Annotated in this window: 28 protein-coding genes and 2 pseudogenes; 27 read left to right on the top strand and 3 right to left on the bottom strand. The window is 52.4% G+C overall.

Going from position 1 to position 24,890, the window contains the following annotated elements; genetic code table 11:
* Positions 1-61 precede the first annotated feature (61 nt).
* From ACLJRH_RS22915 to ACLJRH_RS23030, 24 genes and pseudogenes are all read left to right on the top strand, one after another.
* A complete protein-coding gene (locus ACLJRH_RS22915; RefSeq protein WP_023375469.1) occupies positions 62-898 on the top strand; it encodes a capsid scaffolding protein in 837 nt (278 codons plus the stop codon).
* A 34-nt stretch (positions 899-932) separates the two neighbouring features.
* Positions 933-1,961 (top strand): phage major capsid protein, P2 family, encoded by a 1,029-nt coding sequence (locus ACLJRH_RS22920; RefSeq protein WP_001176503.1) that lies wholly within the window; start codon positions 933-935, stop codon positions 1,959-1,961.
* An 11-nt stretch (positions 1,962-1,972) separates the two neighbouring features.
* Entirely contained in the window at positions 1,973-2,671 is a 699-nt protein-coding gene (gene gpM, locus ACLJRH_RS22925; RefSeq protein WP_001177276.1) for a phage terminase small subunit, read from the top strand.
* A 98-nt stretch (positions 2,672-2,769) separates the two neighbouring features.
* Positions 2,770-3,222 carry a head completion/stabilization protein gene (locus ACLJRH_RS22930; protein ID WP_000491223.1) on the top strand — a complete coding sequence of 151 codons (453 nt, stop codon included), beginning with the start codon at positions 2,770-2,772 and terminating at the stop codon, positions 3,220-3,222.
* Positions 3,219-3,701 carry a phage tail protein gene (locus tag ACLJRH_RS22935; protein WP_000080871.1) on the top strand — a complete coding sequence of 161 codons (483 nt, stop codon included), beginning with the start codon at positions 3,219-3,221 and terminating at the stop codon, positions 3,699-3,701. The genes ACLJRH_RS22930 and ACLJRH_RS22935 overlap by 4 nt, the downstream gene beginning before the upstream one ends.
* Positions 3,698-4,402 (top strand): hypothetical protein, encoded by a 705-nt coding sequence (locus ACLJRH_RS22940; RefSeq protein WP_001534848.1) that lies wholly within the window; start codon positions 3,698-3,700, stop codon positions 4,400-4,402. The genes ACLJRH_RS22935 and ACLJRH_RS22940 overlap by 4 nt, the downstream gene beginning before the upstream one ends.
* Positions 4,399-5,526, top strand: coding sequence for a DUF2586 domain-containing protein (locus ACLJRH_RS22945; protein ID WP_001748058.1), 1,128 nt, complete (start codon positions 4,399-4,401; stop codon positions 5,524-5,526). The genes ACLJRH_RS22940 and ACLJRH_RS22945 overlap by 4 nt, the downstream gene beginning before the upstream one ends.
* Positions 5,523-5,978 (top strand): phage protein, encoded by a 456-nt coding sequence (locus tag ACLJRH_RS22950; protein ID WP_054175275.1) that lies wholly within the window; start codon positions 5,523-5,525, stop codon positions 5,976-5,978. Before ACLJRH_RS22945 ends, ACLJRH_RS22950 begins: the two co-directional genes overlap by 4 nt.
* 12 nt (positions 5,979-5,990) lie before the next feature.
* Positions 5,991-6,287 (top strand): phage holin family protein, encoded by a 297-nt coding sequence (locus tag ACLJRH_RS22955; RefSeq protein ID WP_001154426.1) that lies wholly within the window; start codon positions 5,991-5,993, stop codon positions 6,285-6,287.
* A complete protein-coding gene (locus ACLJRH_RS22960; protein ID WP_054175276.1) occupies positions 6,284-6,625 on the top strand; it encodes a M15 family metallopeptidase in 342 nt (113 codons plus the stop codon). Before ACLJRH_RS22955 ends, ACLJRH_RS22960 begins: the two co-directional genes overlap by 4 nt.
* Positions 6,625-6,957, top strand: coding sequence for a hypothetical protein (locus ACLJRH_RS22965; protein ID WP_054175277.1), 333 nt, complete (start codon positions 6,625-6,627; stop codon positions 6,955-6,957). Before ACLJRH_RS22960 ends, ACLJRH_RS22965 begins: the two co-directional genes overlap by 1 nt.
* The gene (locus ACLJRH_RS22970; protein WP_001747519.1) at positions 6,884-7,117 is read left to right on the top strand and encodes a hypothetical protein; all 234 of its coding nucleotides are present in this window, start codon (positions 6,884-6,886) and stop codon (positions 7,115-7,117) included. Before ACLJRH_RS22965 ends, ACLJRH_RS22970 begins: the two co-directional genes overlap by 74 nt.
* Positions 7,104-7,361 carry a putative phage tail assembly chaperone gene (locus ACLJRH_RS22975; RefSeq protein WP_000411500.1) on the top strand — a complete coding sequence of 86 codons (258 nt, stop codon included), beginning with the start codon at positions 7,104-7,106 and terminating at the stop codon, positions 7,359-7,361. Before ACLJRH_RS22970 ends, ACLJRH_RS22975 begins: the two co-directional genes overlap by 14 nt.
* Positions 7,362-7,408: 47 nt before the next feature.
* The gene (locus ACLJRH_RS22980; RefSeq protein ID WP_371061717.1) at positions 7,409-7,552 is read left to right on the top strand and encodes a DUF6890 family protein; all 144 of its coding nucleotides are present in this window, start codon (positions 7,409-7,411) and stop codon (positions 7,550-7,552) included.
* Complete coding sequence (locus tag ACLJRH_RS22985; RefSeq protein ID WP_000811098.1) at positions 7,549-9,516, top strand: phage tail tape measure protein; 1,968 nt, start codon at positions 7,549-7,551, stop codon at positions 9,514-9,516. Before ACLJRH_RS22980 ends, ACLJRH_RS22985 begins: the two co-directional genes overlap by 4 nt.
* Positions 9,513-9,842: a DUF2590 family protein gene (locus tag ACLJRH_RS22990; protein ID WP_001002797.1), complete on the top strand. Its 330-nt coding sequence runs from the start codon at positions 9,513-9,515 to the stop codon at positions 9,840-9,842. Before ACLJRH_RS22985 ends, ACLJRH_RS22990 begins: the two co-directional genes overlap by 4 nt.
* Positions 9,839-11,023 (top strand): baseplate J/gp47 family protein, encoded by a 1,185-nt coding sequence (locus tag ACLJRH_RS22995; protein ID WP_054175278.1) that lies wholly within the window; start codon positions 9,839-9,841, stop codon positions 11,021-11,023. The genes ACLJRH_RS22990 and ACLJRH_RS22995 overlap by 4 nt, the downstream gene beginning before the upstream one ends.
* The gene (locus ACLJRH_RS23000) at positions 11,016-11,603 is read left to right on the top strand and encodes a phage tail protein (RefSeq protein ID WP_079831264.1); all 588 of its coding nucleotides are present in this window, start codon (positions 11,016-11,018) and stop codon (positions 11,601-11,603) included. The genes ACLJRH_RS22995 and ACLJRH_RS23000 overlap by 8 nt, the downstream gene beginning before the upstream one ends.
* Before the next feature lie 9 nt (positions 11,604-11,612).
* A pseudogene (locus ACLJRH_RS23005) lies at positions 11,613-12,578 on the top strand (phage tail protein); the annotation flags it as partial.
* Between the two features lie 45 nt (positions 12,579-12,623).
* Positions 12,624-13,625: pseudogene (locus ACLJRH_RS23010) on the top strand (phage tail protein); the annotation flags it as partial.
* Between the two features lie 2 nt (positions 13,626-13,627).
* The gene (locus ACLJRH_RS23015) at positions 13,628-14,158 is read left to right on the top strand and encodes a tail fiber assembly protein (RefSeq protein WP_051129144.1); all 531 of its coding nucleotides are present in this window, start codon (positions 13,628-13,630) and stop codon (positions 14,156-14,158) included.
* Positions 14,148-14,873 (top strand): hypothetical protein, encoded by a 726-nt coding sequence (locus tag ACLJRH_RS23020; protein ID WP_054175280.1) that lies wholly within the window; start codon positions 14,148-14,150, stop codon positions 14,871-14,873. The genes ACLJRH_RS23015 and ACLJRH_RS23020 overlap by 11 nt, the downstream gene beginning before the upstream one ends.
* Positions 14,845-15,390 carry a hypothetical protein gene (locus ACLJRH_RS23025; protein ID WP_000200789.1) on the top strand — a complete coding sequence of 182 codons (546 nt, stop codon included), beginning with the start codon at positions 14,845-14,847 and terminating at the stop codon, positions 15,388-15,390. The genes ACLJRH_RS23020 and ACLJRH_RS23025 overlap by 29 nt, the downstream gene beginning before the upstream one ends.
* The gene (locus ACLJRH_RS23030) at positions 15,390-17,093 is read left to right on the top strand and encodes a hypothetical protein (RefSeq protein ID WP_089541748.1); all 1,704 of its coding nucleotides are present in this window, start codon (positions 15,390-15,392) and stop codon (positions 17,091-17,093) included. Before ACLJRH_RS23025 ends, ACLJRH_RS23030 begins: the two co-directional genes overlap by 1 nt.
* Before the next feature lie 1,033 nt (positions 17,094-18,126).
* On the opposite strand, the gene ACLJRH_RS23035 is transcribed toward ACLJRH_RS23030, so the two are convergent.
* The 3 genes from ACLJRH_RS23035 to bamD all read right to left on the bottom strand — a co-directional run bounded on the left by ACLJRH_RS23035 (position 18,127) and on the right by bamD (position 20,018).
* Positions 18,127-18,513, bottom strand: a complete 387-nt coding sequence (locus ACLJRH_RS23035; RefSeq protein WP_001748131.1) for a hypothetical protein — start codon at positions 18,511-18,513, stop codon at positions 18,127-18,129.
* Between the two features lie 157 nt (positions 18,514-18,670).
* Entirely contained in the window at positions 18,671-19,009 is a 339-nt protein-coding gene (gene raiA, locus ACLJRH_RS23040; RefSeq protein ID WP_000178449.1) for a ribosome-associated translation inhibitor RaiA, read from the bottom strand.
* 271 nt (positions 19,010-19,280) lie between these two features.
* Positions 19,281-20,018 carry an outer membrane protein assembly factor BamD gene (gene bamD, locus ACLJRH_RS23045; protein ID WP_000197660.1) on the bottom strand — a complete coding sequence of 246 codons (738 nt, stop codon included), beginning with the start codon at positions 20,016-20,018 and terminating at the stop codon, positions 19,281-19,283.
* A gap of 131 nt (positions 20,019-20,149) precedes the next feature.
* On the opposite strand from bamD, the gene rluD reads away from it, so the two are divergent.
* From rluD to clpB, 3 genes are all read left to right on the top strand, one after another.
* The gene (gene rluD / locus ACLJRH_RS23050; protein ID WP_000079130.1) at positions 20,150-21,130 is read left to right on the top strand and encodes a 23S rRNA pseudouridine(1911/1915/1917) synthase RluD; all 981 of its coding nucleotides are present in this window, start codon (positions 20,150-20,152) and stop codon (positions 21,128-21,130) included.
* Positions 21,127-21,858 carry a purine nucleoside phosphorylase YfiH gene (gene yfiH / locus ACLJRH_RS23055; protein WP_000992639.1) on the top strand — a complete coding sequence of 244 codons (732 nt, stop codon included), beginning with the start codon at positions 21,127-21,129 and terminating at the stop codon, positions 21,856-21,858. The genes rluD and yfiH overlap by 4 nt, the downstream gene beginning before the upstream one ends.
* Positions 21,859-21,987: 129 nt before the next feature.
* Complete coding sequence (gene clpB / locus ACLJRH_RS23060) at positions 21,988-24,561, top strand: ATP-dependent chaperone ClpB (RefSeq protein ID WP_001235092.1); 2,574 nt, start codon at positions 21,988-21,990, stop codon at positions 24,559-24,561.
* The last annotated feature ends 329 nt before the right edge of the window (positions 24,562-24,890 follow it).

A 24,890-nucleotide genomic window follows, 5' to 3' on the forward strand; every position in this document is an offset into this window, starting at 1 on the left:
AGTGAATGCGGAGGCTAATTTTATTGGCGATACTGAAAACCGCAGCAGGAAGGGAGGCAATATGTCAGCTTCACAACTGGCAACAAACTGGATTTGTATCGCTACTGCGGGTGAAACGGTGGATAAGCGGGCTATTGAAGAGCAATGGCTACTGGATGCCGCTGAATTATACGACCCCTCTTTGTATACGGCGCTGTTATGGCCGGAGCATTCCCGTAATTTCGGGAATATGGGGGAGGTGCTGGAATTAAAAGCTGAACGTGATGATGAAGGTATTTTGCGTTTATATGCTCGTTTATGTCCTGGTATTTCGTTACTTCAGGCGAACGCCAACGGGCAACTTTTATTTTTGTCGCCGGAATTCACACCGGACGGTAATTTCCGGAACACCGGTAAAACCTATCTGGAAGGGCTGGCAGTCACTGACAGCCCGGCAGGAGTGAGCACCACACGGCTACGTTTCAGCCGCACCAAAGGAAAACGCATCGGCCCGTATAAGCCGCTGGCGTTTGATGAAGTCAGGGAATTTAAAAAGGAAAAGGGAATGTCTAAAGCGAAAAAAGGCTGGCGCCATTTTTTCAGTATTGAAGAACCAGAAGCGACCGCGGAGCAGGAAACATCACAGCCTGATGCTTTACAGGCGCTCGCTGAAGCGCTGGATGCGATTGATAAGCGTGTATCTGCCATTGAAACCCGTTTGGGTGAGGCGGAAGAAGCGGTATCTGATGTCCAGGAAGATGTGGACACCGTTAAGGAAGTGGTGGATACCGAAGATTTTGCGCGCCTGGTAGGGAATCTGCCAGAACTGGTGAAAAACTTCAGCAAGCTGAACAGCAAAGTTACCCAGTTGCCGGATAAAAAATTCAGCAAGGGCAAAAAAGGCTTCAATTTCCTGTAAGGGATAACACAACTTTTCTTTAAGGAAAAAGAATATGCAATTAAATGCGAAAGCCCGTGAGTTTCTGCGCCAGTATCACAATGGTCTGCGTGAATCCTACGGTGCGACCGATGACGACCGCTGGTTTGCGCTGTCAGATCCGAAAGAAACCCAGATGCGTAATGCGCTACTGGAGGAGTCATCTTTCCTGAATCTGTTGACGGTTGCTGATGTGGATCAGTTACAGGGGCAGGTGGTTCCGGTTGGCAGTTCTGGCCTGTATACCGGGCGTGTGCTGGATGGCCGTTTCCGTAAAAAAGTGGGCGTCAGCGGCAATGATTACAGGCTGGTCGAAACAGATTCGTGTGCCGCACTGACCTGGCAGTTGCTTTCTGTCTGGGCGAATGCCGGCGATGAAAACGAGTTTTTCCAGCGTGTCCAGGAGTTCACCAATCAGGCGTTTGCGCTGGATATGCTGCGTATCGGGTTTAATGGTACCAAAGTGGCAGAAACCACAAATGCGGAAACCAACCCGAACGGCGAGGATGTGAACAAGGGCTGGCATCAAATCGTTAAAGAGTGGAAGGATGGCCAGCAGATCATCACTGATAAGGTTGTGCTGGACGGTGACGGTAAAGGTGATTACGTGTCGCTGGATGCGATGGCATCCGATCTTATCAATGCCAAAATTCCGGCACAGTACCGTAATGATCCGCGTCTGGTGGTTCTGGTAGGTGCTGACCTGGTGGCGGCGGAGTCGTTCCGTCTGTATCAGAAAGCTGATAAACCCACTGAAAAGATTGCGGCACAGCTGCTGTCTGACAGTATCGCCGGCCGTACGGCTTATGTTCCTCCGTTTATGCCAGGCAAGCGCATGATTGTTACCACACTGCCTAACCTGCATATCTACACCCAGCGCGGTACGCGTCAGCGTAAAGCGGAGTTTGTGGAAGATCGCAAGCAGTATGAAAACAAATACCTGCGTAATGAAGGCTATGCCGTGGAATATCCGGAACTGTATGCCGCATTTGACGAAAGCGCGGTAACGATTGGGGCAACGGCTGCACCGTCAGCAGGCGCATAACGGGGGAAATAATGCAGTTGTCACCGGCACAGCGACACAGCGCGCGTATTGCAGCAGAACGGCTGCTGCGTCAGCAACAATCTCTCGACAGTGAAACCAGTCTGCACGTCCAGATTGCGGCACTGGAAAAGGATGTGGCAGCGGCCGCAGCGATTAGCAACCGTGCGGAGCGCATGGAGTTCAAGCGTGATGTGCTGTTGCCCCGCTGGATGCCGACCGCACAAACCTGGCTGGAAAGTGACAGCATGCATCAGAATCCCGTTTTTGCCTGGTGTGTCATCTGGCTGTTTGATACCGGCCAGTTCGATCAGGCGCTGGACTGGGCGGATGTGGCCATCGAACGGGGGCAGGAAACCCCGGCCGCGTTCGGCAGTGCGTTCCCGGTGTTTGTGGCCGATACGGTACTGGCCTGGGCGGAGACGGAAGCCGCACAGGGGCAGGATGTGGAGCCGTATTTCAGCCGCACGCTGGGAAACGTTATGCAGCACTGGAATGTGTATGAGGTCATCAAGGCCAAATATGTGAAATTTGCCGGTCTGCACCTGCTACGCGATGAGAACGGAGAGCCACGCGCAGCGGCAACGGAAGACAGGGATGTATTGCTCCGGGCGAAGGATTTGCTGGAGCAGGCGAAGGGATTCGACCCTAAATGTGGTGTCGGCACGATGTTGCAGCGCATTGCTGCACGTCTGCGGGCGCTGGATAAGTAATCACAGGCTACCGACCCGAAAGCGGGCGCGGTGGAGGGGAGCGCATCAGCGTATCGCCCGTGGAAACCGGCCAGCCCGCTTTTTTCCGGAGGAACAGGATGTTCAGCGGAACTGCAATTGATTTTGATGATGCCATTCTGACTAATGATGGCTTCTGGCCAGACCTGAGCGTGAAGGATTTTCAGTCCCAGCGTGCTATTCCTGCCGATATCGACGCAGCCACCATCCGTCAGGCGCTGCTGACCGCAGCCGGTGAAATCAATGATGATCTGGTCAGGGTAGTGGCGGATTGTCGCCTCAGTGGCCATGCAAGCGCGGCGGACGTTCCGGGCGTTGAGATTGACGGTGAAAATCTGTTGTGCGCCCGTTACCGCAAGGCTGTTTTTGCCCGCGCCAAAGCTGACCTGATGGGCGAATTTGCGTCTGTTGGGCGCCGTGAAAGCCATCCTGGGCAGGAAAGCGATGAAACCCGCTCCAGTCTGATAGCGGAATCCACGCTGGCGGTACGGCGTATCAAAGGGCTGAAACGCATCACGGTGGCCATGATATGAGCCAGCTTACCGAATTAACGGATTTTCTCATTGCGAACATGCCCAGACGGGCAATGCAGGGATTTGACAGCCAGATGGATGAAATCGCATTCATCCCGGCACAGCGTGACACCGGGCTGGGGCAGTATCGCATTGCCATCATTCGTTATAACGCCGTGCTGACGTGGGAGCGTTATCCCTACCGTGAGTACGATCCCAAAATTCTGATGGCGTTATTTATGTCGTGGCTTTGTCAGGATGAGCGGGCGCTCTTTGAGGAAACCGGCATTGATGCCGAATTACCTGAATTTGATATCGAAACCATCGACCAGGAAACCGCCATTATGGTGGTGACGCTGCCAATGGTGGAGGAACTGAATCTGATCCCCGATCCCAAAGGTCAGATCCCGTTTGATGGCCAGCGCTGGAAGCTGGCAAACCCCGAAGTCTGGACGGCGGATGAGGTGACGGTGATCCCCGTCAATGAGGGGGATGGATGATAAATGGCGAACTGAACCAGGAACAGTTCCGCCAGCTACAGGAGGCGCTGAAAAAGCTGGATTTGCCTCCTGCCAGACGTCGCCGGCTGTTGTGGCGCATGGCGAAATACGGCGTGGAAGCCGCAGCAAAGCGCAATGTGCGCAACCAGCAGTCACCGGAGGGGGATAAGTGGCAGGGGAGACAGACCCGGCGTAAAGGCAAGATGTTGCGCAATATGCCGAAACTTATCCGCATCCGTGAAATGCCGGAAACGGATTCCGTCAGGTTGTATCTGGCTGGTGGCCATTACCGGAATGCGAAGGGAAATCTGCCTGCCGGCGTGGTGGGTTATGTCCAGCAGAATGGCATGAGCGTAACCGTCAACCGCAGGCAGGTGGAAGGCCGTGAGCAGGGGGATAAACCTGCATCACTGCGACAGGCGAAACGTCTGCGTAAGGCCGGGTATAAAGTCAGGCGCGGCAAGCGCTGGCGTAAGCCCGGTTATAAGGAAATACAGGAAAAAATGACCGCCAGACAGGCAGGTTTGCTTATCCGGATACTGGAGGACAAACCGGTCAAAACATCCTGGCAGATTGATTTACCTGCCAGGGCGTTTCTGGGGATAGGTCAGGATGATTTTAACAGAGCGCTGGCACGACAGCTTCAGGCTATCGGGTTCGGCTGGGATGTTAACGCGCAGGATATCAGGGGGAGAGCATGACCTGGCCAATCGTAACCGTTAACCAGGTAAACCAGTTACTGGGTGAAACCAAAGAGGTGGAACGCACGTTGCTGTTTATCGGTACGGGTACCAAAAATGTGGGAAAAACTCTGGCTGTTAATGCACAGAGTGACTTTAACGCGCTACTGGGTGAGGGAAACAGTCCGTTAAAAAGTGATGTACTGGCTGCACTGGCGAACGCCGGCCAGAACTGGTGGGGATTTGTTCATGTACTGGCCGCAGACAGTGAGCCGGGCGCGTGGGTGGATGCCGTCAAAGCTGCACAGGTTTCCTGCTCGGTGGAAGGCGTGGTGCTGTCGGATGATGTGGCGGCAAAAGAACAGATTAACCAGGCGGCAACGCTGCGATCTGAACTGATTGCGCAATACGGGCGCTGGGTGTGGTTCATCCTGGCGGTTCAGGGAATGCAGGAGGATGAAGCCCAGGCGGATTATCTGAAACGTCTGTCCACCCTTCAGCAGGGTATTGCAGAGAAAGCGGTTCAGCTGGTTCCGCGTCTGTGGGGGAATGAACCGGGCGTGCTGGCCGGTCGCCTGTGTAACCGGGCGGTGACGGTGGCTGACAGCCCGGCGAGGGTGAAAACCGGGCCGTTACTGAATCTGGGCAGCGATGAACTACCGGAAGATGGCACCGGGAAAACACTGGAGCTGGCCACCCTTAAAGCGCTGGAAGCGCAGCGCTACAGCGTGCCGATGTGGTATCCGGATTATGACGGTTTTTACTGGGCTGACGGACGTACGCTGGATGTGGAAGGGGGGGATTATCAGTCCATTGAGACGCTACGTATTGTGGACAAGGCCGCCCGTCGTGTCCGTCTGCTGGCTATCGGTAAGATTGCCGATCGCTCCCTGAACAGTACACCGGGAAGCATTGCCGCACACCAGACGCTGTTTGCCCGTCCGCTGCGTGAAATGTCCACGGCGGCCAGCATTAACGGTGTGTCATTTCCGGGCGAAGTGAAGCCACCGCAGGACGGTGACGTGACCATTGTCTGGAAGAACAAAAAGGCGGTGGATATCTACATTGTGGTGCGTACGTATGAAGTACCACTGCAAATCACCATCAGTCTGTTACTGGATGCGAGTCTGGAGGCCAGCGCATGACCAAACGTATTTCAGGGATGTCCTTTGACGTCTACGTGGATGGCGACCTGATCCATATTGAAAAGATTTCGCTGGATATCACCGACAACAGCGCCGCAGCTCAGACACGCGGTGTACCTGACGGCTATGTCGACGGCGATGTGGCCGCAGAGGGTGAAATTGAAGTCAGTTCAAAAGTGCTTCAGGTACTGACGGCCAAAGCCCGTTCAGCCGGTTCATGGCGGGGCATTCCCCCTGTGGACTTCCTTTTTTACGCCAAAGCCGGCAGCGAAGAAATGAAGGTGGAAACCTTCGGTAATAAGCTCCAGCTCAATAGTGTACTGGATGTTGATCCGAAGGGCAGCAGCGTGTCCACGCATAAAATTAAATACTTCGTGACCAGTCCGAAGTTCGTCAACATCAACGGCGTTCCGTATCTGGAAGCGGAGGCCACGGAAAACCTGGTTGGATAAGGGGCAGCAGGGATGCAGGACTATGAAAAGGGATTTATTGCCCTTGTGGTTATGGGGGGGCTGATTGCACTGGGGAAACTACTTAACAGTGACGAGCCGATTACCCTTCGTCTGGTGGCCGGCCGTGTCATTGTCGGGGCCGGGTTATCTGTTATTGCCGGCGTTGCTCTTTACTTTGTACCAAATATTCATCCGCTGGCATTGCTGGGATTTGGTTCTGGTCTGGGGATTCTGGGACAAAACGTGGTGGAAGCATGGTTACGTAAACGTGGATTTGCCGGAATTTTGGGCAAGGGGGTGACAAAGTGACACTGAGTGAAAAACAGCAGTTGTTTACCATTATGGTGGCAAATCTGATCCACTGGGCAGAAGAACACGGCTACCGGCTGACGTTCGGGGAGGCTTACCGCACGCCGGAACAGGCGGCGCTGAACGCTAAAAAGGGTAGCGGTATTAGCAACAGTCTGCATACCCGGCGTCTGGCGGTGGATTTTAACCTGTTTATTAACGGCCAGTACCAGACCCGCACAGAGGATTACCTGCCGCTGGGCGAATACTGGGAGTCACTGGGCGGCAGCTGGGGCGGGCGCTTCAAATCCAGGCCGGACGGCAATCATTTCAGTCTGGAACATGACGGGGTTCGCTGATGGAGCGTGTGGTGGCGGGCTGGCTTGTGACGGTTGTTCTGGCCTTCTGGGCAGGCTGGAAGGCGGCTAACTGGCAGCGTGACAGTATCGATCTGGCCATCAGCCGGTCAGCCAGCGCTACCGGGGAAACGCTGGCGAGCGTGGCCGGTGAATCCGGGCGAAAACTGGAAGAACAACTGGAGGCTTTGAAAAATGCGCCGCCGCGTGAAATTCGTACGGAGGTGGTTAAACCGGTGTTTACTAACGTGTGCCTGTCTGATGACTTTGTCCGCATGTACAACGACGCCGTCACCAGTACCGAACGTACGTTATCAGGAAAACCTGAAAACTAAATGTGCCACGCAGCTGCCGCGCCTGAATGGCACGCAGGGAAAAGATGCGGCGGAATTACTGACACTTTATCTGGAGTTATACGGGCAGTGTGCTGCACGTCATAACACGCTGGTTGATGAAATTAATTTAAGAGAGAATATTATTTATGGAAAAAATTAATCTGGTTGTATGTAAGAAAGAAATTACGTTTGAACCAAATCAGACGGCTTATAATAAATTCATCAATGAAATGGCGATGGATAATAAAGTGGCTCCAGCCCATAGTTATCTTATGCGTATTGTTGTACCAGAGTGTAAAGAAGCGCTGGAAGATATTCTGAAGCGTCCGGGGGCAGCGCTTCAACTTGCAGGGAAAATCAATGAGCTTTATGCGCCAGAACTGGAAATTGAAGTAAAAAACTGACAAAGCGAGTCCGGTCAATTGAACAGAACGGACTCGAACAATATCTGATTTTACGGCGTCATTATTTACCGCACGGTCAGGATTCCGTGGATGATATTTCCGCCGCTATCTGGCTGGATAATCGCCACTGGGAAAATACGCGCATAGCGGTTGCTAACGGAATAAGCACCGCATTTAAAGGTTCAGGATGAAACAGTTAGATTTTACATTAAGCCTGATTGATAAACTGACGCGCCCGTTAAAGCAGGTGCAGAGCAGTGTCACAGGCTTTGCGGAAAAATCGAAAGCGGCCTTTACGCAGATTGGGGGCGGTGCGCTGGCTTTAGCCGGCACAGGGATGGCCATCAAAGGGGCGTTATCGCCGGCTATTGAGATGTATGACGCACTGAATGACGCTGCGGCAAAAGGGATTGATGATCAGGCTTTAAAGGCTGTCCAGCGTGATGCGCTGCGGTTCAGTATGACCTACGGTGCCAGCGCGGTGGAGTTTGTTAAGTCCACAGAAAATATTAATGCCTCCATTGCCGGCCTCGCCGGTAATGAGCTGCCGAAAGTGACAAAAGTTGCTAATACCCTGGCATTTGCCCTGAGATCCACATCTGCCGAAACGGCGGAATTTATGGGGCAGATGTTCGGTAACTTTTCCGCTGATGCGGAGCGTCTGGGCAAGGTTCAGTTCGCTGAGCAGCTGGCCGGAAAAATGGTGTATATGCGCAAGGTCTTCGGTACTGAAATGGGCACTATCAAAGACCTGATGGAAGGGGCGCGGGGCGTTGGTACCAACTACGGCGTCGGACTGGATGAACAGCTGGCCGTACTGGGGCAGCTTAACCGCACGCTGGGAACGGAAGCCAGCAGCGCTTACGAAGGCTTCATGACCGGAGCCATTGAGGGCGGTAAAAAGCTGGGGCTGTCCTTTACGGATGCCACCGGCAAAATGCTGTCCATGCCTGAAATGCTGATCAAGTTACAGGGCAAGTATGGCAAAAGTCTGGAAGGGAACCTGAAAGCACAGGCGGAGCTGGATGCGGCATTTGGTGACAGTTCGGCGGTGGTGAAACACCTGTACGGCAATGTGGCCTTACTGCAACGTAACATCACCGAGCTGGGCGGATCTGACGGGCTGAAGCGTACACAGGAGATGGCCGGCAAACTGGTGAAACCGTGGGATCGCTTTGTACAGATCCTTAAGTCTGTTCAGACCGTCATTGGACTGACGTTGATCCCCGTCCTGTATCCGGTGCTGAACCGCCTGGCTGATATGGGACAGACCTTTGCCCGCTGGATGCAGTTGTTTCCCAACATTGCGCGTGTTATCGGTTATGCGGCTATGGCGTTGTTGGGGTTTGCTGCTGCCGGCGCAATAGCTAACATCGTTCTGGGCGTCTCAAAACTTATTAAGCTGGGCGCGATTGCTCTCTGGAAGACACTGACTTCAGTCACGAAGATATACACCGCCACCGTCTGGATTGCCTCAAAAGCTGTAGCGGCATGGAATCTGACGCTTAAATTTCTGCGTGGTACGCTTCTTGCGGTTCGTATGGCGGCAATTATGGCCGGAATTGGCATAAATCTGATGAGCTGGCCGGTTCTGCTGGTTATTGGTGCGATTGGCCTGCTGGCAGCAGGGTGTTATCTGCTGATTAAACACTGGGACGATGTACAGGCGGCGGTGATGAATACGGCAGCGTTTACCGCTGTGGCTGGCGTTGTCGAATGGCTTGCCGGTGTGTTCTCGACGGCATGGCAATGGATTAAGGACGGCTGGAACGGCTTTATTAATCTGCTGACGGGATTTTCACCTTCACAGGCATTAAGCGGGATGGCCGGTGGTATTGTATCCATGTTTGATAATATCTGGCAGTCCGTTAAAGGTAGCTTCCTGAAATCATGGAACTGGATTGTAGAAAAGCTGAATAAAATACCCGGTGTCAATATTTCGCTGGCTAACGAGTCACCTCCGGCACTGACAACAAATACGCTTTCTACTGGTGGAGAATTAAAAGGTATTGATAAAGGTGGTATTAATAAATCTATAAGTAATAACTCAAGGGCTGTGACGGATAACAGCCGGAAAATTAATACTGTCAATATCTATCCAAAAGAAATGATAACGCCGGGGCAGTTAATGGAGTTTCAGGAGCTGGGCGTATGAATGAAATCCTGTATGTTGATTTATTAATTCAGGGAAATGACTTTGTCCTGAATACCGGTAATGAACCTGAATTATGTAATAACCGTAAAAGTATCGGGCAGGACATTATTCATTCCATTATTGAAAGCGGTCTGGCGACGGAATTAATTGCCGAGAGAAGCCCGACCATGCGGGCAGATATTTTTACCCGTATGGAATTACTGATTGAGGATGATGAACGTATCGTTCCGGGAACAGTGGAAATCGGTGAAGAAAGCCGGACACGGTTGTGGATCACGGCCAGCACTTATGACTTCGGCGGAATATCGGTACAGGTGGATTTATGACGGAAAAGCCACAGGTTGACTTTGAAGAGGTGGTGAAAGCCAGCGGTATGCCGGTGACGGAAGAAGAGATTCGCGATCGCTTTAATACCATTGCGACGGAGGAGGGAATTATCACGAATACCTCCCGTATGTCTCCGTTCTGGCGACTGGTCACGGCCATTGTAACCGCGCCGGTGATGTGGCTGAAGGAGGTTCTGATCTCCACCGTACTGGCAAATATGTTTGTGGCCACGGCCAGTGGAAGCATGTTACGGCTGCTGGCATGGGCGGTGAATATCACGCCGAAGCCCGCCAGCGCTGCACAGGGCGTTATCCGTTTTTACAAGGAAGACGCCAGCGCCGTGGTGACGGTGAAGGCCGGAACGGTGATACAGACAGAACGTATTAACGGCAGGGTGTATGAACTGGCCATCACGGAAGATGTGGTGATTGCCTCCGGTACCGCCAGCGCACTGCTGCCGGTAAAGGCAACGGGAACGGGCGGCGCATATAACCTTGCGCCGGGATATTACCGCATTCTGCCGGTGGCCGTGGACGGCATCAGCCATGTGGCCAGTGAAGAAAACTGGCTGACCGTACCGGGCGCGGATGAGGAAAGCGATGATGAACTGCGTGAGCGTTGCCGTAACCAGTTTAACCTGGTGGGCAACTACCACACGGACGCGGTGTACCGGTCGATGATTGCCGGTGTTGCCGGACTGAGCATTGACCGGATTTTCTTTGAGCACGAAGCACCGAGGGGGCCGGGGACGGCCAACGCCTATTTATTGCTGGACAGCGGCGTGGCTTCTGCGCCGTTTGTGGATGCCGTGAATGACTATATCAACACGCAGGGGCATCACGGCCACGGGGACGATATGCAGTGTTATGCCATGCCGGAAACCCTGCACGATCTGGCGGTCACTGTCTGGGTCAGGAACCTGAACAATATCAGTGATGATGAACAGAAGCGCCTGAAGGACGGTATTGAAAACCTGATCCGGTGCGCCTTCCGGGAAAATACGGATTATGACGTCAGAAGGACGTGGCCGTATTCACGGTTCTCCTTCTCGCAGCTGGGGCGCGAAATCCATAAAAATTTTCCGGTAACGGAATCGCTGAATTTTTCGCTGGATGACATTGCCAGTGAGCTGAATGTGCCGCGCCTGAAATCGCTTGTGGTGAGTATTGAGAATGAATGAGTTCATGAAAAAACTGGCCGGAATGGTACTTCCCTCCTGGATGGACAGGGGCGAGCCGCGAAAACTGCTGCAAACGGCGCGTCGGTTCTGGGCGGAAGTGTACGGCTGGGTGACGTGGCCACTGAACCAGTTTGATCCGCTGACCTGTACACCGGCGTTACTTAACCTGCTGGCGTATGACCGGGACATTTCCCGCTTTGACGGGGAGCCGCTGGAACTGTTCCGCAGGCGTGTGGCGTATGCCTTCGTGAATGCGCGTGACGCCGGTTCTGTTGAGGGATTTATCAGTATCTTTGAGCGGCTGGGGATCGGGTACGTTGAACTGATGGAGCGCCAGCCGGGAATTGACTGGGATGTGATTCAGGTTCGCGTCACGGACAGCCAGATTGCAACTAACACGCAGCTGATGATCCAGATTATCCGGCAGTACGGGCGGACATGCCGCCGTTACCAGTTTGAAGTGATCACGTCCGAACGGCTGACTATCCGGGCGGGATGGGATCAGGGGGAATATGTGGTTTATCCGGCAGCACTGAGCGGTACGGAAACCAACAACGCGACATACAGCGCAGGGTTATAAGGGGATTATATGTCACAGACAGCAATTACACTGGCATTTGAACAGTGGAAAGCGCAGCAGGGCACCACGGGGGAGCCTGTTCTGCTGGATGAATTTGTGTTCGCTAATGTGCCGGCACTTGACCCGGATCAGCCGGTTGACCGCAATGAAACCCTGCCACCGGCTGAACAGATTGTTCACCGGCAGGCCGTCAGCCGTAAGGGCGTGGTGAATGACAACGCTGTGGTGCATTCCGTCGTACTGGGGGCTGATGTGGGGGATTTTTCCTTTAACTGGATTGGTCTGATTAATAAGGCCAGCGGTACGCTGGCAATGATTGTTCATGCGCCATTACAGCAAAAACTTAAAACAGCTGAAGGGCAACAGGGGAACGTGCTTACACGCTCGTTTCTGATGGAATATAACGGCGCACAGGCTGAAACCGGAATTAATACGCCTGCTGAGACCTGGCAGATTGACTTTACCGCGCGTATGGCCGGAATGGACGAGCGCCAGCGCCTGGAAAATATCGACATCTTCGGGGCGGCGGCGTTTTTTGGGGACGGCTATCTGGTCGGGAAAAGCGGGAATCAGTTTTATGTGACCAAAGGTACCGGCTATGTGGCAGGTCTGCGCACAACGCTTGCAGAAAACCTGAATATTACCGTGACAACCAGGCCAGTCAAAGTCTGGCTGGATGTATGCTGGACAGGAACGCTTACCAGCGTGTGGGGTGTGCAGTCCCGTATTACGGTTGCTGACAACCTGGCGGATTATGTGCAAAACGGCGTACAGCATTATGTGTTTGCGGTGGCGGGTATTGATGAAAACGGCAATATTACGGATTTACGCCCGAAAGGGACACTGAATGAGCAGCAGGCCAGCGATGCGCTGAGAAAACATGAGCAATCCCGTAATCATCCGGACGCCACTACCAGCGCGAAGGGGTTCACTCAGTTAAGCAGCGCGACAGACAGCACCAGTGAAGAACAGGCCGCTACGCCGAAAGCAGTCAAGATTGCTATGGATAATGCCGCAGCACGACTAGCGAAAGACAGGAACGGATCGGATATTCCTGATAAACCTCTGTTTGTTCAAAATATTGGACTGGGAAATGTGCTTTTCAAAGGTGATGGCAGGTTCCTCGCGGGAACATTTGTCAGTGACGCAATTGACCGAACATCAATTGGTGCCAGGGCGGCTACAGGCTGTCAGTTTATGCGCGCACATCAGGCACCTGATGCGCCAGACCAGGTAAGTTTCTGGCAAATTATTACCCTTAGCGAGGTGGTAAGTCCGACCACTGTTGTGGATGTTCTTGCAGTCAGTGGCAATAACGTATTGTTTGGTCACGGTACAGGAGCAGGTATTACCTCATGGCGTCATGTGGCGATGCTGGAGGGGGGCGCCTTTACGGGGGGGATTTCTGCTCCAAATATGCGTGGCGATACCCTGGTTACGGTTGGGGATGGCACTGGTGGGATGGCTAAAGGTGACGTTGATGGTGCAGGTTTTAATGGTAACAATCTGAACATTAAGTCATGGAATGGTATCGGATTTCAGAACTCAGAAGACCTGGCTATCCGGGCATATATCAGCACCCGACTCGGTGTTATCGCAGCTGCTGAAAATTTGCAGGCCGGAAATGCGATATTCAACAAAAACGGCGATGTTTACGGCGATATATGGGGCACAGGCAGCGGGCCTGGCTGGTTGAGTGCGTATATTGCAGGCAGACCGTTACGACAATACATCACCATGGTCGGTGTGTACCAGAACGACAAAACAAAGCCATTTATGCTTCATGATGATGGTTCTGGTGTATTCCTTGCTACAACTGACATGCTAAGTGGGTATGTTCAGTCAATTCGATTCGGTGCCGTTGAGCATGGAAACTTATATCGTTCGCCCGGATTTGCAGACCAGTTAGGTTACGTCATTACAGGTGTTGAGAATGGAGACTGGAACGATACACCAGACAGGGTCCAACGACGCCTGTTACAGCTTAAAGTGAATGGCCAGTGGTATACGGTGGGAGCATAAAAATGAGGCATTTTAAAAATTTCACTAAAACAACGGAATTAACCCCTGTTCAGCAGGAGTTATCAGAGAACTGCAGCGTTCAGTTTATCCACGATGAATCAGGTGTTGACTGGTATGTGCTACAGAAATTATTTCAGCCAGACACACTGAAAATACAGTATGACAAAACAGGTCTGATTATTGCTGCGGATAAAGATGCAACAAAGTTATTTCCGCTGAATTGCTCTGTTGTGGAACTCGCTGATACTGATATTCCTGATGGTTTCCAGGCTGGTAATTTTACCTATAGCAACGGCGTTATCGCACCTGTTCAGGTTGATTATGTTGCTTTAGCGACAGCAGAACGCGACCGGCGCATGGCGTCGGTCACGTCAAAAATCAATCAGCTTATGGAAGCGCAGGATGATAGTGATATTACTGATGCCGAGCTGGTCGAACTTTCCGATTTACGTGAAGTGCGTACAAAATTGCGCCGTCTGGATCTGACTGGTGCGCCAGATATTGACTGGCCGGAGGTACCGGATGTGGCGTGAAGCGCGTCTGGCTTTTACGGATTCTCTGGCTGCGCTGGATTGTTCTGTCGTTCCGGCGCATCCGTGGATTCACGGTCTGGGGCAGCAGACAGATAACGGGGCATACCTGAGTCCGGTCAATGCAATCCATTATCTGGCGGAAAGGCTGGCCGGAACGGGAGGCAATACCGATGTGGTGATCATGATGGTAACGGGACAGACCCATGAAAACTTCATGAAGGGGCTTAACAGCCTGGTGGATGTTTTCCCCGCGCCCGCATTCACCCAGGTTAGACGTCTGGCTGAGTCTGCGGCGACACTGGCTACTGAGAAAATGCAGATCCCCGCGAAAGCCGGGGCAGGACTGCCGGTTGCCATTCCGCTGTCCGTTCCGACCAGCAGGGCAGCGTTATCCGCTGCCGCTATCAGTGAGGCGCAGAAAGCGGCTGGCGCCGGATTCAGCCTGGACGGGCTGAAACAACAGCTGGAGGAATTTACGCAACTGCGTGACAGCCTGATTAACGATGTGGCCAGCGGCCTTGCTGATTTGCAGGGGAAAAGCGCCAGGGCATGGGTATTTACGGCCAGTGGCGACACCGCCGCCACCCTTCTGGCGCTGGTAAAGGACATTCCGCAGCCTTCAGCTGTTTATACTGCGGCAATCATGCTGGCCGGAAAAAATCTTGATGGAATAAGGGGCATGATTCATGACGTCGATCCCGACACTGGCGCTTAATGGTGAGGCCATACTGCTGAAAAACATGCGCGTGACCGTTTCCCAGCAGTTTCAGGATAAAGACCAGTCCGGTCAGACCAGCGCGACCACCAAATCAGAGCAGGGGGCAAAGGGCAAAGAGCTGCGTATCAGCGGCGAAATACCCTTTAAAAACCCGGAGATCCTGAAGCGTATTTTTGAACTGGCCAGCGCCACCGATGCAGACGGGAAACGCATGAAATACCGCGTTGCGCATGAGGTGGCCAGAGCGGTGAATTTTCGTGAGGCCACCTTCAGCGGAATGCTGGATGCACCGCCGCAGGACGGGAAAATGGCCTGGCTGGTCACGTTCACCCTGGCGGAACATGTCAGCGTACAGGAGAAGCGGGAAGCCAGGGCAACCGGTAAAACAACGGCAAAAAAACAGACGGCCAGCAGTACGGGACAATCCGGTGGCCAGAGTGCCGGAGAGGATGAAGAAAAACTGACGTGGTTTGAACGCAGGGTGCTGAAGCCCGTCAATGATGCTTTAGGTTAATGATGAAACCAGTAAAACGCCTTTACCTTTCAACGGATGAAATACACCTGGCTGACGCCAGTCTGGTGCTGGAGCTGAACAGCTGCGGACGTGGCTTTATTACGGCACAGACGACCACAGACTACACCGGCAAACTGGTACGGCTGGATGTGGGGTATTCCGGTTTACTTCTGCGCTGGTTTACCGGCTATGTGGAGCGCTCACAGCCTGCCGAAAACGGTTATCAGCGTCTGTTTGTCCGCGAGCTGGCTGGCGTGTTTGAGCGGATGTGGCCATGCTCATTTCAGCATCCCACACTGCGCGATGTGGCCGGATGGCTGGAGGAAAACAGCGGGATCAGCATTGCGGTACCGGATGTGCCGTACAGTGATAAACCGATCCCCCATTTCACCCATAACGGGACGGGATACCAGCTGCTGAATAACCTGGGCAGGGCATTCAGTATCACGGATTACATCTGGTATCCATTGCCGGATGGTTCGCTGTATGTCGGCGGCGCAGAAAAGGCGCTGTTTGCCGGACGCCCGGTAGAAATCCCGGCAGAGTTCAGCCAGGGAACGGCGGGCGGTAATTCCATGACATTGCCGGTGATCCAGAGTCTTCGTCCGGGCGTGGACGTGAACGGGGAACGCGTGACCAAAGTTCATCTGACGAATGACACAATGACCATCACCTGGACACCACGGAACCGCGCCACAGGTCAGCCATTGCAGAAAACACCGGCGCAGCGCCAGATAGAAAGCCATTACCCGGAACTGGCTTCAGGTCTTCACCTGCCCAAACTGGCCAGGGTGGTGGCGCCCAGCGAGGCCGTAAAAAGCGGTAATTTTGCCGACCCGTTCCGGCCACGGTACGCTGTTGACGTGCAGCTGCTTGACGCGGACGGCAACCCGGACAACCAGACGCCGGTATATTCCGCCGTACCGCTGCCGGTGCCAATGGCCGGTAACGATTCGGGAATGTTCCAGTTTCCACCGGAAGGAACGCTGGTAGAAGTGGCGTTTACGGGCGGCAGACCGGACAAGCCCTTTATCAGGCAGACGCTGCCGGATGGCACCAGTCTGCCGGACATTAAGCCCGGCGAACAGCTGCAACAGCAGCGAGCGGAAGTCTCGCAACGCGTGACACAGGCAGGAGACTGGGTACGCCAGACGGATCAGACCATCAGTGAAACATCGATGGCGCGGACGGTGAAAGCCGACACGGAACGACGAGAACTGGTCAGCCGTGAAACCACGGTGAAAGCCACGGATAAAATCACAGTACTGGGTACCGCCACGCTGATGGCCGGAGCCATACAGCAGGTCAGTGCTGGCGACTTCAGCCAGGCGGTAAAAGGAAACCGGCTGGCCAGTATTACAGGAAATGAAGAAACCGAAATCGCCGGGCAGCTGTCCACGAAAGTGGCCGGCGCCATGAATGTTGATGTGGGGGGAACCCTGACAGAAAAGATTGCCGCATTACGTAAATCCGTGGCAGCGGGCGGTCAGCAGATTATGGGGCCAACCGTGCATATCGGTAGCGAGGGCGTAAATACGCTAACCATGATGCTGGACACCATTGATTTACTGGCAGAGCTGGCGCAGCAATGTGCGAGCCATTCACACCCCAGTGTTGGTACGCCGACGAACGCGGGCGCATTTAATCAGACAGCAGCGAAGGCCGGGCAGACCCGGAGCAAGTACCAGAACATCATCGCCTGATTCTCTCTTTTCAGCCCGCATAATGCTGGCTTTTTTATCCCCACTTTCAGACCGTATCAGACGCATTTTTAGCGTCGTTAATATCTGCCCCCGTTCATCCATTACCACATTTGTTTCAGTGGCACAGCAAGCCGCTGCGGCTGTCTGTTGGCGACGAAATAACGGAGGAAGAGACGAAAACGGCGCTACACCGCACCCGCCTGCGGTTTTCGTGTTGAGAATGATTTCAGTTTTTCCGGTCGTACAAAACACATCGCCAGACCGCGCCAGCGCTGGGGCTTTGGCAGTGGTTCGCCAACTGAAATGTGTGAAACAGATTTCAAGGATTTCAGTTTTTGTGCGATTGCCGGCTATGGGGGAGAAATATCGGAGCCTGATTACATGCGGGATTAACAGCGATTACGTGACTTTTTACGTAACGACCGCAGCGGGATCACGTAAGAGCGTGTAAGTGTCCAGGCCTTAACTGGCGTACTCTGGCGCGGAATGGCAGTGGAATGCGGAACTGAAATACTTTGCACAGCCTGAACCATTGCCATACCTGCACTAACGTAGACGCTCCAGTGCTCAAGTCACTAACAGTTAGATATACAAAACTACCAACAAATCAGGGTGATTTCTGACCAATTCTGATTTTTTCAAAAATTGAGGGGGACCATCGGAAAACCGTCACAAACGTCACAAGATTTAAAAATAGTATCTATCTATATGATATTAAATAATAAATAGGCATTACTAAAACCATCACAAAAACATCACAACAGCATCACAGTGTGACGGTCTTAGATCATCACAAATCTGTTTTATAACTCACTGAATTTATTGGGTGTGACGGTTTGCGTTACGTTTTGTGATGGTTTTACCGTCACAACATTTATTTATAATAATCATATGGTTAATGTGTAATTTCAGGATGCGTGATGGTTGTGACGGTTTTCCGATGGCCGTCTTAAATATGAGAGGTGGGGGAGCGCAAATTCATTAACATTTTACAGATACAAAAAAGCCCCAGAGAATGGGGCTATTGCTGCGTTTACTGGTCGTCTTGTTTGGGCTTCACAACCACTGATGCCAGCTTGTCGATCAGACGTTCGCAAGCCTCAACATCTTTCAGGCTACGCAATTTTACCTTTGCTGTTTTCGGCTCATCACCGCGAGTGCAAAGATTCAACTCGATTTCAACATCGTTCCTGTTCAGTAATCCCATAATAACCCCTGCTAACTTCCTTGCCTGAGTAGCCACTTCAAAGATGAGATTAAGTCTATCTGGTGCATTGTTGGAAAAGCAAACAGTGTTACTAACGTCAAACCCGTTACTTTTGAAGTAATCTTTTATTGAAGCTGAAAGTTCAGGAGGACAAGCAAGCCTGACGCCGGCCAGTTTTGATTGATGTAGTGGTGCTCCTTCTAACTCTTGCATTTAAGGCTCCATATGAAAAAACCCCAGATTCGGGGTTTTTTGTTGTCGATGTGGTCGATATGTGGACGCTGGTTGAAATAAATCCTTTTATTTCAGTGTGCTACAGTGAAATAAAACGCGCCCGAAGGCGCGTTGGCGATACACTCAATGTAAGGGACTACTCTTCTTCTGCTTCGACGAAGCTGGCATCTTTCACCGATGCGGTGGCACGACGGGCTTCGCCTTTGTGCTGCACTTTATTGAGCTGCCGTTCCAGCTTGTTGATCAATTCATTAATAGCGGTATACATATCTTCGTGTTTTGCGCTGGCGACCAGATGTCCGTTCGGTGTATTAATGGTGGCGTCAGCAATAAAGCCCTGTGGCTCTTTAGACAGAATGATATGAGGATTAATCAGGTGAGTTTGCCATTTTTCCAGTTTGGCGAGACGGTCTGCGACATGTTGGCGGATTGCCGGAGTAATTTCCATTTGTTTACTGGTAATGTTCATTGTCATAAATTTTACCTCTTGTCTTTCCCGTCTTGGTGATTCCAGCATACCGTTCTTAATGTCAAAATGTGTGATGTAAATCACATTATTTTGTCACTTTTTGTCAAGGCGAACTTTTTGTGAGGCATCGCAGGAAGAAGCGATCTTTTACTTGAGGAATGGCTGAAAGCAGGCCATATTTGACTGGATGCGTTGCAGTGAAATCATTTCTGTTGCATCAGATACCGAATAAAAAAACGGCAGCCGGAAGGCTGCCGTTTTGCTTGTTGGTATTGCTTCAGGTGTTTTTGCTGTTAGCGGCAATAATTTTCGCGACTTTGTCAGCCTGCGCATTCAGCTGCATCTGACGATAGGCGTTTTCCATCAGCGGCAACGCATCGCGCGTGGCCTGCGTATCAGGATAATTGCGTAGCATACCTTCTACCCGGTTTACGACCGCAACCCATGCGCCGCGCGCGGTATAGTACTCTGCGACGGAATATTCATATTTCGCCAGACGGTCTTTCAGGAATACCAGACGCTTAGTGGCATCGGTGGTGTACTGGCTATTAGGATAGCTGCGTACCAGTTTCGAAAAGTCATTGAACGCCGCCCGAGCATGTTGCGGATCGCGATCGCTGCGATCGACGCCAAAGAAACCTTGCAGCGCGCTATCATCCAGCGCCATGTTCGTCAGGCCGCGCATGTACATGACATAGTCAATATTAGGGTGCGTTGGATTAAGACGCATAAAACGATCGATGGCGGCCTGCGCTAGCGGCAAATCGGCGTTTTTGTAATAGGCGTAGATAAGATCCAACTGCACCTGCTGAGAATACGGTCCGAATGGATAACGATTATCTAACGCTTCCAATTGCGTTATTGCCTGTTTCCAGTTACCGTCCTGCAGCTTTTGCTGAGCAGTCGCGTAGATTTCATTCGGCGGATTATCGGGCACCTCTTCCTTTGAACCCGAGCAACCCGCCAGAAACAGGCTCAACGTGGCTGCTGCCACCAGATATTTCATGCGCGTCATGACGTTTTGACTTTCCTCAAAATGTTTTACGGGAGATTCTCTGTTCCTGCTCCCGGTTAAGACCAGCTACAATAGCACACTATATTAAACGGCAAAGCCGTAAAACCCAACGTTAAACGAAGAAGCTGTATATGGCACAACGAGTACAACTCACCGCAACGGTCTCCGAAAACCAACTCGGTCAACGCTTAGATCAGGCTTTGGCCGAAATGTTCCCGGATTATTCACGTTCGCGTATAAAAGAATGGATTTTGAATCAGCGCGTGTTGGTCAATGGTCAACTTTGCGATAAGCCAAAAGAAAAAGTGTTAGGCGGCGAGCGGGTGGCTATTGATGCGGAGATCGACGAAGAGATTCGTTTTGAAGCGCAGGATATCCCGTTAGATATTGTTTATGAAGATGACGATATTCTGGTTATCAACAAACCACGCGATCTGGTGGTACATCCTGGCGCGGGTAACCCGGACGGTACGGTACTGAACGCGTTGCTACATTATTATCCGCCGATTGCGGATGTTCCGCGCGCGGGCATTGTGCATCGTCTGGATAAGGACACGACGGGGCTGATGGTGGTGGCCAAAACCGTTCCGGCGCAAACGCGCCTGGTGGAGTCTTTGCAGCTGCGCGAGATCACCCGCGAATATGAAGCGGTCGCGATCGGACATATGACGGCGGGAGGAACGGTGAATGAACCCATCAGTCGTCACCCGACCAAACGTACCCATATGTCGGTGCATCCTATGGGCAAACCGGCGGTGACCCACTACCGCATTATGGAACATTTCCGTGTGCACACGCGTCTTAGGTTGCGTCTGGAGACCGGGCGTACGCACCAGATCCGCGTGCATATGGCGCATATTACGCATCCGTTAGTGGGCGATCAGGTCTACGGTGGTCGTCCACGTCCACCGAAAGGCGCATCGGAAGAGTTTATTTCCACGCTGCGTAAGTTTGACCGCCAGGCGCTTCATGCAACGATGCTGCGTCTCTACCATCCTGTATCGGGTATCGAAATGGAGTGGCACGCGCCGATTCCACAAGATATGGTGGACCTTATCGATGCGATGCGCGCCGATTTCGAAGATCATAAAGATGATGTGGACTGGTTATGAATGCACTGATTGTCCCGCAGTGGCCGCTGCCGAAAGGCGTCGCAGCCTGTAGTTCTACCCGTATTGGCGGGGTGAGTTTACCGCCTTACGACTCGCTGAATCTGGGCGCGCATTGCGGCGATAACCCGGAGCATGTTGAAGAGAACCGCAAGCGTCTGTTTGCGGCGGGCAATCTGCCTTCGAAACCTGTCTGGCTTGAACAGGTTCACGGTAAAAATGTGTTGAGGCTTACCGGGGAACCTTATGCCTCCAAACGTGCGGATGCGTCTTACAGCAATACGCCAGGAACCGTCTGCGCGGTAATGACGGCAGACTGCCTGCCTGTGCTATTCTGTAACCGTGAGGGAACAGAAGTGGCGGCGGCTCATGCGGGCTGGCGCGGATTATGTGAAGGCGTACTGGAGGAAACTGTCACCTGCTTTGCTGACAAACCAGAAAATATCATCGCCTGGTTAGGTCCGGCGATCGGCCCGACCGCGTTTGAAGTGGGGCCGGAAGTGCGTGACGCATTTTTAGCAAAAGATGCGCAAGCCGATAGCGCATTTTTGCCGCACGGGGAAAAATTTCTGGCGGATATTTATCAGCTTGCACGCCAACGTCTGGCGAATACCGGCGTTGAACATGTCTATGGCGGGGATCGCTGCACCTTTAGCGAAAGTGAGACTTTCTTCTCTTATCGTCGCGACAAGACGACAGGTCGTATGGCAAGTTTTATTTGGCTGATATAACCTAAAGAATCAAGACGATCCGGTACGGGTAACTTTCTTTTCACATAATTCAGGTCATTCACCTTGAATAATTGAGGGATGACCTCATTTAATCTCCAGTAGCAATTTTGACCTGTTATGGGAGGAGTTATGCGTCTGGATCGTCTTACTAACAAATTCCAGCTTGCTCTTGCCGATGCCCAGTCGCTTGCGCTGGGGCACGACAACCAATTCATCGAACCTCTTCATTTAATGAGCGCCTTGCTGAACCAGGAAGGGGGATCGATACGTCCTTTATTAACCTCCGCCGGCATTAATGCTGGCCAGTTGCGCACCGCTATCGATCAGGCGCTGAGCCGTTTACCGCAGGTGGAAGGCACCGGCGGCGACGTACAGCCTTCTTCGGAACTGGTACGCGTACTGAACCTTTGCGACAAGCTGGCGCAAAAACGGGGGGACAATTTTATTTCGTCAGAGCTGTTTGTTCTGGCGGCGCTTGAGTCTCGCGGCACGTTAACCGATCTGCTGAAATCAGCCGGTGCGACCACGGCCAATATCACTCAGGCAATTGAACAGATGCGCGGAGGTGAAAGCGTGAACGATCAAGGGGCTGAAGACCAACGTCAGGCCTTGAAAAAATATACCGTCGATCTGACCGAGCGCGCCGAACAGGGCAAGCTCGATCCGGTTATCGGTCGTGATGAAGAAATTCGCCGCACCATTCAGGTGCTGCAACGTCGTACTAAAAACAACCCAGTGTTAATCGGTGAGCCAGGGGTCGGTAAAACGGCAATTGTTGAAGGGCTGGCGCAGCGCATTATTAATGGTGAAGTCCCTGAAGGCTTAAAAGGTCGCCGCGTACTGGCGCTGGATATGGGCGCACTGGTGGCCGGAGCGAAATATCGCGGCGAATTTGAAGAGCGTCTGAAAGGCGTGCTGAACGATCTGGCGAAACAGGAAGGCAACGTCATTCTGTTTATTGACGAGCTGCACACCATGGTTGGCGCAGGTAAGGCCGATGGCGCAATGGACGCCGGGAATATGCTGAAACCGGCGCTGGCGCGTGGTGAACTGCACTGTGTGGGCGCCACCACGCTGGATGAATACCGTCAGTACATTGAAAAAGACGCGGCGCTGGAACGTCGTTTTCAAAAAGTGTTTGTCGCAGAACCTTCAGTGGAAGACACCATTGCTATTCTGCGTGGCCTGAAAGAACGTTACGAGCTGCACCACCATGTGCAGATCACTGACCCGGCGATTGTGGCGGCGGCAACATTGTCTCACCGCTATATCGCCGACCGTCAGTTGCCGGATAAAGCTATCGACCTCATCGATGAAGCGGCATCCAGCATTCGTATGCAGATTGACTCTAAGCCGGAGGAGCTGGACAGGCTCGACCGCCGCATTATTCAGCTCAAACTGGAACAGCAGGCGTTGATGAAAGAGTCTGACGAGGCGAGTAAAAAACGTCTCGATATGCTGAATGAAGAACTGGACGATAAAGAGCGCCAGTACTCTGAGTTAGAAGAAGAGTGGAAAGCGGAAAAAGCGTCGCTCTCTGGTACGCAAACTATTAAAGCGGAGCTGGAGCAGGCGAAGATCGCCATTGAGCAGGCGCGTCGTGTGGGCGATCTGGCGCGAATGTCTGAACTGCAGTACGGCAAAATTCCGGAGCTGGAAAAACAGTTGGAAGCCGCGACCCAGTCGGAAGGTAAAACCATGCGTCTGTTACGTAACAAAGTAACGGATGCGGAAATTGCCGAAGTGCTGGCGCGCTGGACCGGTATTCCGGTCGCCAGAATGCTGGAAGGCGAACGTGAAAAACTGTTGCGTATGGAACAAGAGTTACACAGCCGTGTGATCGGGCAGAATGAAGCCGTTGAAGCAGTATCGAACGCCATACGTCGTAGCCGCGCGGGGCTGTCCGATCCGAATCGTCCGATTGGTTCCTTCTTGTTCCTTGGGCCGACGGGGGTCGGTAAAACCGAACTGTGTAAAGCGCTGGCTAACTTTATGTTTGACAGCGACGACGCGATGGTGCGTATCGACATGTCTGAGTTTATGGAGAAACACTCCGTGTCTCGTTTGGTCGGGGCGCCTCCGGGATATGTCGGCTATGAAGAAGGCGGTTATTTGACGGAAGCGGTGCGCCGTCGCCCTTATTCCGTCATCTTGTTGGATGAAGTGGAAAAAGCGCATCCGGATGTATTCAACATTCTGTTGCAGGTGCTGGACGACGGTCGACTGACTGACGGGCAGGGGAGAACGGTCGACTTCCGTAATACGGTGGTCATTATGACTTCTAACCTCGGTTCCGATCTCATTCAGGAGCGCTTTGGCGAACTGGATTACGGTCGAATGAAAGAGATGGTGCTGGGTGTGGTTAGCCAAAACTTCCGTCCGGAATTTATCAACCGTATTGATGAAGTTGTGGTATTCCATCCGTTAGGTGAACAACACATCGCTTCTATTGCTCAGATCCAGCTGCAGCGTCTGTACAAACGTCTGGAAGAACGTGGTTATGAAATCCATATCTCCGACGAGGCGCTGAAACTGTTGAGCGCCAACGGTTACGATCCGGTCTACGGGGCGCGTCCGTTAAAACGTGCTATTCAACAGCAGATCGAAAACCCACTGGCGCAGCAAATCCTGTCTGGTGAACTGGTTCCTGGCAAAGTGATTCGCCTTGAAGCCAATGATGATCGTATTGTGGCAGTGCAGTAAGTCACAAATTTGAATAAAACGGGCCCTGACGGGCTCGTTTTTGTTTAAAAACCAGGCGAAAATAGGCTTTTGGTTCAAATGTTGTTTGAAAAGTGAACGGTTGAGCTTTTTTTTGCATTTAGGTCTTGTCAGGCTCTAATAACTCCCTATAATGCGCCACCACTGACACGGAACAACGGCATACAGGCCGCCTGGTCAGAAAGGCTTCGTTAAGAAGTCTGTGAGGAAAGCGAAAATAAAGGCTTGACTCAAAAAGAGGAAAGCGTAATATACGCCACCTCGCGACGGTGAGCTGAAAGCCGCGTCGCACCTGCTCTTTAACAATTTAT

It is taken from the genome of Salmonella sp. SAL04162, assembly GCF_046551535.1.
Lineage (GTDB): Bacteria > Pseudomonadota > Gammaproteobacteria > Enterobacterales > Enterobacteriaceae > Salmonella > Salmonella enterica.